6 protein-coding genes are annotated in these 6655 nt (G+C 70.9%); 5 read left to right on the top strand and 1 reads right to left on the bottom strand.

The window, feature by feature from the left end:
* The first annotated feature begins 411 nt into the window (after positions 1-411).
* From DCI01S_RS15600 to DCI01S_RS15585, 4 genes are all read left to right on the top strand, one after another.
* Complete coding sequence (locus tag DCI01S_RS15600; protein WP_061230072.1) at positions 412-1485, top strand: 3-deoxy-7-phosphoheptulonate synthase; 1074 nt, start codon at positions 412-414, stop codon at positions 1483-1485.
* 82 nt (positions 1486-1567) lie between these two features.
* Positions 1568-2332 (top strand): isoprenyl transferase, encoded by a 765-nt coding sequence (locus DCI01S_RS15595; RefSeq protein WP_061230071.1) that lies wholly within the window; start codon positions 1568-1570, stop codon positions 2330-2332.
* Positions 2329-3042, top strand: coding sequence for an MOSC domain-containing protein (locus DCI01S_RS15590; RefSeq protein WP_232303212.1), 714 nt, complete (start codon positions 2329-2331; stop codon positions 3040-3042). The genes DCI01S_RS15595 and DCI01S_RS15590 overlap by 4 nt, the downstream gene beginning before the upstream one ends.
* A gap of 38 nt (positions 3043-3080) precedes the next feature.
* The gene (locus DCI01S_RS15585; protein WP_061230070.1) at positions 3081-4181 is read left to right on the top strand and encodes a tocopherol cyclase family protein; all 1101 of its coding nucleotides are present in this window, start codon (positions 3081-3083) and stop codon (positions 4179-4181) included.
* A gap of 34 nt (positions 4182-4215) precedes the next feature.
* On the opposite strand, the gene coaA is transcribed toward DCI01S_RS15585, so the two are convergent.
* Positions 4216-5148 carry a type I pantothenate kinase gene (gene coaA / locus DCI01S_RS15580; RefSeq protein WP_007631281.1) on the bottom strand — a complete coding sequence of 311 codons (933 nt, stop codon included), beginning with the start codon at positions 5146-5148 and terminating at the stop codon, positions 4216-4218.
* A 137-nt stretch (positions 5149-5285) separates the two neighbouring features.
* Here coaA and glyA point away from each other — a divergent pair, with 137 nt between their 5' ends.
* On the top strand, positions 5286-6590 hold the full coding sequence (gene glyA / locus DCI01S_RS15575; protein WP_061230069.1) for a serine hydroxymethyltransferase: 1305 nt from the start codon (positions 5286-5288) through the stop codon (positions 6588-6590).
* The last annotated feature ends 65 nt before the right edge of the window (positions 6591-6655 follow it).

The following is a 6655-nucleotide window of genomic DNA, read 5'->3' as shown; positions in this document are numbered from 1 at the left end:
TCGTCGTCGTCGTATCCACCCCGGTCACCCCCAACCGCGCCGCACCTTTATCGAACCTGTGATCGATTCTACCGGCGCGTCCCACATAGCACAAGGGTTCGATTGGCGGAGAGGCGGGGTGAGCGGGTGGTGATCACGAGGGGGTGAATGGCCACAGCTGATCGGGTTCTGTTACGGTGGGGCGCATGTCGATCGCTCGCGCATATTGGCGCTTTATGTGGGCTCCGGGTGGAGCCCGCGCCGCGAGCGCACGCGTCCGCTAGACGGATCGTCGACACCCGGAGCCCAGAGGCGGTGACCACCATGGTCGCCGCCTCCCGCCATTTGAACTCAGGCGGCTCGGGTGTCGACAAGGGCACCAACAGATCACGGCACCCGGCCCGCCACCATCACCACCAGGAGCGCACCGCCGTGACCATCACCGCCGAGAATCCCACCCAGACCGCCGACCGTCGGGTCCTGTCGTACTCGCCACTGCCGACCCCCGCCGAGATCCTCGGTGAACTGCCGCTGGGAGAGGCCCGCGAGGCGCTCGTCGATCGCAGTCGCAGCGCGGTGGCCGATGTGCTGGCGGGCAGGGATGACCGACTGCTCGTCGTGGTGGGTCCCTGCTCGGTCCACGACACCGGGGCCGCGCTGGACTACGCCGGACGGCTGGCCGAGCTCGCCGCGGAGACGTCCGAGGACCTGCTCATCGTCATGCGCGTGTACTTCGAGAAGCCGCGCACGACGGTCGGCTGGAAGGGCCTCATCAACGACCCCGCGCTCGACGGGAGCTACGACATCCCGCGCGGCCTGCGCACCGCCCGCAGGCTGCTGCTGGACGTGCTCGACCTCGGACTTCCCGTCGGCACCGAGTTCCTCGAGCCGACCAGCCCGCAGTACATCGCCGACGCCGTCTCCTGGGGTGCGATCGGCGCCCGCACCACGGAGAGCCAGGTGCACCGCCAGCTCGTGTCGGGCCTGTCCATGCCGGTCGGCTTCAAGAACGGCACCGACGGAGAGGTGCAGGTCGCGGTGGACGGTTGCCGGTCCTCGGCGGCGGGGCACGTTTTCTTCGGCACCGACGCCGACGGCCGCGCGGCGGTCGTGGAGACGGCGGGTAACACGGACTGTCACGTGATCCTGCGCGGCGGCACCCGCGGGCCGAACCACGACGCCGAGTCCGTCGCAGCCGCGGTCGCGGCCGTGGGCAAGGTCGGGCTGCCGGGTCTCGTGATGGTCGACGCCAGCCACGCCAACTCGGGCAAGTCGCACGAGCGCCAGGCCGAGGTCGTGGCCGAGCTGGCCGAGCGCATCGGCGGGGGAGAGCAGGGCATCTCCGGGCTGATGATCGAGAGCTTCATCGAGCCCGGCGCCCAGTCCGTCGAGGCCGAGGAACTGGTCTACGGGCAGTCCGTCACCGACGCCTGCATGGGATGGGACACCACCGCCGACGGGCTGCGTGCCCTCGCCGCGGCGGTGCGCGCCGGCCGCCGGGACTGACTCCCGCCGGCCGACGGAGCCGAGCGCGCAGCGGGTCAGGGGCAACACAGAGGAGGCGGTGCCGCGCGGTACTCTTTCCCGCGTGGCCACCTCCCCCCTGTACAAGTTCTACGAGTCCCGACTGCGGTCGTCGCTCGAGGGCAAGAGGCTGCCGCGGCACGTCGCCGTGATGTGCGACGGCAACCGCCGGTGGGCCAAGGAGGCCGGGTTCACCGACGTCGCGCACGGCCACCGGGCCGGCGCGGTGAAGATCGCCGAGATGCTGGGCTGGTGTGACGAGCTCGGCATCGACGTCGCCACCATCTATCTCCTGTCCACCGAGAACCTCGGCCGCGACGCCGACGAGCTCGGCGAACTGCTGCAGATCATCGCCGACGTCGTGGACGAGATCACCAGGCCGGAGCGCAACTGGGAGGTCCGCATCGTCGGGCGGCTGGAGCTCCTGCCGGAGTGGCTGGCCGATCGCCTGCGTCACGCGGAGCAGGTGAGCACCGGCCGACCGGGCGTCAAGGTCAACGTGGCGGTGGGCTACGGCGGGCGGCAGGAGATCGCCGACGCGGCCCGTGAGCTGGTCGAGCAGCTGATCGACGAGGGCCGGACGGGAGCCGACCTCGTCGACGGGATCACCGTCGAGGGCATCGGGGAGCACCTCTACACGTCCGGGCAACCCGACCCCGACCTCGTGATCCGCACGTCCGGCGAGCAGCGCCTGTCGGGCTTCCTGCTGTGGCAGAGCGCGTACTCGGAGATCTGGTTCACCGAGGCCTACTGGCCGGCGTTCCGCCGCGTGGACTTCCTGCGCGCACTCCGCGAGTACAGCGCCCGCAACCGCAGGTTCGGGCAGTGAGCACCCCGGCGGGATCCTCCGTGCCCGCGTGGTTCACCGTCCGGGCCGTGTGCGTGGTCGACCAGCTGCTGACCGTGCCCGGCCGGGTCGGCGTGACGGCGATCGACAAGCGCCCGGTCGAGGGCCCGGTCCAGGTCCGCGAGTACGGCCTCCACGGCGACGTCCAGGCCGACCGCAAGCACCACGGCGGCGTGTGGAAGGCCGTCTACCTGCTCTCCGACTCCGACGTCGAGCAGTGGGAACCCGAGTTCGGCGGCCCCATCCCGCCCGGCTTCTTCGGCGAGAACCTCCGCGTGACGGGCGTCGACACCTCGCAGCTGCAGATCGGGACGGTGCTCGAGGTCGCCGCTGCAGGTGCTGCCGGTGCCGCCGGGGCACCCGGCCTGCGCATGGAGGTCACCACGCCGCGCATCCCGTGTCAGACCTTCGCCCACCGTGTCGGGAAGCCGCGGTGGGTGCGTCGCTTCACCGAGGGCGGGCGGCCGGGCGCGTACGCGCGGGTCCTCGCCCCGGGTCCGGTCGGGGCGGGCGACGAGATCCGGGTGGTCAGCGAGCCCACGCACGGTGTCACCATCGCCAGGGTGCTGTCCGGGGTCGACGACGACGAGGTCAGCCGCCTCCTCGCCGAGTACGACCTCTCCGAGCTCGCACCGAGCCTCGTCCGGAAGCTGGATCCGGCCACGGACGACCGCCCGGTCGACGCGGACTGAGACACCGCCGGCCGGCCGGATATGGGACGCTGATCCGCATGGGACTCCTCCGGCGATACCGGGCGACCGGCGCGGACCTGCCCTTCGGCGATCCGCTCCGCGCGCACGGCGTGGCCATGGAGGGGTACTTCCTCCGGATCACCGACCGCGAACGCGGGCGCGTGGCCATCGCGCTCATCGGGGTCAACCGGGGACCCGACGGGCACTGGGCGACGCTCGGCCTGGCCTCGGACGAGGTGACGATCCCGCTCGAGGCCGGTGGCGCCCGCCGGCCCGGTGACGGGGACTCCTCGTCGTCGTCCTCCGCGGCGGTCTCCACGCTCCGCCTCGCCGCCGCGCCGCACGGGTGGGCCGACCCCTCGCGCATCGGCGCCCGGTCCGGCGGACAGTTCGAGTACCGCCGCGACGGCATCCACGTGGACATGGGGGAGGGCGCCCGGCTCCACGTGGACATCACCGACCCCGTGGAGTGGCCGCATCGCGCCGTCGGCGGGTCGAGCATCTTCCAGTCCGTTCCCGCGCTCAACCAGTACTGGCACCCCTGGCTGCTCGGCGGGCGCGCCAGCGGATGGGCCGAGCTCGACGGCCGGCGCTGGGACTTCGACGACGCCGAGGTGTACGGCGAGAAGAACTGGGGCGCGGAGGGCTTCCCCGACTCCTGGTGGTGGGGGCAGGCGCAGGCGTTCTCCGAGCCCGACACCTGCGTCGCGTTCGCCCGCGGTCAGATCCACTCCGGCCCGCTGCGCACCGAGGTCACCGCGCTCGTCGTGCGGCTCCCGGGCGGGCGCGTCGTGCGGCTCGGCAACCCCGTGGTCTCGCCCGTACGTGCCGACGTCACCGACGAGAGGTGGGAGCTCGAGGGACGCGGCTACGGCTGGGACATCCGCGTCAGCGGCCGCTCGCCGCTCGACCGCGCGCACGTCCTGCCCGTGCCGCTGCCGTCGGAGAACCGCAACTCGGCCGGGTCCATCGAGCACCTGACCGGGGAGCTCGAGGTGGAGGTACGACGGCGAGGGCGGCTCGTGTGGTCGGATCGCAGCTGGCTGGCCGCGCTCGAACACGGAGGTCTCGACCGGGCCGAGGCCGAGCTGCGGAGGCGCGGTGTGCCGGAGGGGGAGACGGGCGCGCCGCCGGTGTAGGCCACGGGCGGCCAGTGGCGCGCGGGGTGTGGGTTCAGATCTTGCGCAGGCGCAGCCGCTGGATCGAGTGGTCCGAGTTCTTGCGCAGGACGAGCGTCGCGCGCGGCCGGGTGGGGAGGATGTTCTCCACGAGGTTCGGCCGGTTGATCGAGTTCCAGATCTCACGCGCGGCCAGGCGCGCCGCGTTGTCGGACAGGTCGGCGTAGTGCGCGAAGTGCGAGCCCGGGTTGGAGAACGACGTGCTGCGCAGTTCGAGGAACCGCTCGATGTACCACTGCTCGATGTCCTCGATCCGCGCGTCCACGTAGAGCGAGAAGTCGAACAGGTCCGAGACCATGAGCCGCGGGCCGGTCTGCAGGACGTTGAGGCCTTCGACGATGAGGATGTCCGGCCGCTGCACCTCTATGTGCTCACCCGGCACGATGTCGTACTTGGTGTGTGAGTAGACCGGCGCGCGGACCACGGGCGCCCCGGACTTGACCTCGGTGACGAAACGCAGCAGCGCGCGGCGGTCGTACGACTCCGGGTACCCCTTGCGGTGCATGAGCCCACGGCGCTGGAGCTCACGATTGGGGTAGAGGAACCCGTCGGTTGTCACCAGGTCCACCCGGGGGTGGGAGTCCCAGCGGGTGAGCAGCGCGCGCAGCACACGGGCGGAGGTGGACTTGCCCACCGCGACCGAGCCGGCGACACCGATCACGAACGGCATCGGTGCGTCGACGGTCTCGCCGAGGAACAGGTTGGTGGACTGGAACAGCCGCTGACGTGCGGAGACCTGCAGGTGGATGAGGCGGCTGAGCGGGAGGTAGATCTCCGCGATCTCGTCCAGGTCGAGGTGCTCGCCGAGGCCGCGAAGCCCTTCGAGATCCTGCTCGGTGAGGACCATGGGCATCGCACGCCGCAGCCGCCGCCAGCTACGGCGGTCGAACTCCACGTACGGCGTGTAGTCGCCGGCATGTCTGCTCACGGGTTCCGATTGTGGCAGGTGGCCACGGGGGAGAGGGTGTCAGGGTGCGTGGCACTAGACTGACGACGACGACGACGAGACGAGCCGTGGCCCACACGATTCGTACGAAGCGAGAAGCCCACGCGCGAGGAGCAACGATGACCGACCCGAACACCGACGTGTTCTCCGCCTCTCTGTCCGAACTGGATCCGGAGGTCGCCGAGGCGATGGCCGGGGAACTGGCCCGTCAGCGGGACACGCTCGAGATGATCGCGTCGGAGAACTTCGTCCCGCGCTCCGTGCTGCAGGCGCAGGGCTCGGTCCTGACCAACAAGTACGCCGAGGGGTACCCGGGCCGCCGCTACTACGGCGGCTGCGAGCACGTCGATGTGGTGGAGAACCTCGCGCGTGACCGTGCCAAGGAGGTCTTCGGCGCGAAGTACGCGAACGTGCAGCCGCACGCCGGTGCGCAGGCCAACGCCGCCGTCCTCATGGCACTGGCCGCCCCGGGCTCGAAGATCATGGGTCTGTCGCTCGCGCACGGTGGCCACCTCACCCACGGCATGAAGCTCAACTTCTCCGGCCAGCTCTACGAGGTCGCCGCCTATGAGGTCGACCCGGAGACCATGCAGGTCAACATGGACACCGTCCGTGAGATGGCGCTGGCGGAGAAGCCGGACGTGATCATCGCCGGATGGTCCGCCTACCCGCGCACCCTGGACTTCGCGAAGTTCCGTGAGATCGCCGACGAGGTGGGCGCGAAGCTGTGGGTCGACATGGCGCACTTCGCCGGCCTGGTGGCCGCGGGGCTGCATCCGAGCCCGGTGCCGCACGCCGACGTGGTGTCCACCACCGTGCACAAGACGCTGGGCGGGCCCCGCTCGGGCATGATCCTCACCAACGATCTCGAGCTGTTCAAGAAGCTCAACTCCACCGTGTTCCCGGGCCAGCAGGGTGGGCCGCTCATGCACGCGATCGCCGCCAAGGCCACGGCCATGAAGATCGCCGGCACCGAGCAGTTCCGGGAGCGGCAGCAGCGCACCCTCGAGGGCGCGAAGATCCTCGCCGAGCGGCTCACCGAGCAGGACTGCAAGGACGCCGGCGTCTCGGTCCTCACGGGCGGTACCGACGTCCACCTCGTGCTGGTGGACCTGCGCGACTCGGAGCTGGACGGCCAGCAGGCCGAGGATCTGCTCCACGAGGTCGGCATCACCGTCAACCGCAACGCCGTTCCGTTCGACCCCCGACCGCCGATGGTCACCTCCGGCCTGCGGATCGGTACGCCGGCACTGGCCACCCGCGGCTTCACCACGGAGGAGTTCCGCGAGGTCGCGGACATCATCGGCACCGCCCTGGCGGCCGGCAAGGACGCCGACACCGCGGGCCTGCGCGAGCGGGTGACCGCCCTGGCGAAGGCCAAGCCGCTGTACGAGGGCCTCGAGGACTGGAAGATCCTGGGCTGAGGACTCCGGGACACACGACGACAGGCGGGGGCCGATGACCGACGAGAGCGCGGGCATCGGCCCCC

It is taken from the genome of Dietzia cinnamea NBRC 102147 (assembly GCF_001571065.1).
In the GTDB taxonomy this organism is placed as follows: domain Bacteria; phylum Actinomycetota; class Actinomycetes; order Mycobacteriales; family Mycobacteriaceae; genus Dietzia; species Dietzia cinnamea.
This window is presented reverse-complemented; position numbering and strand designations above follow the sequence as displayed.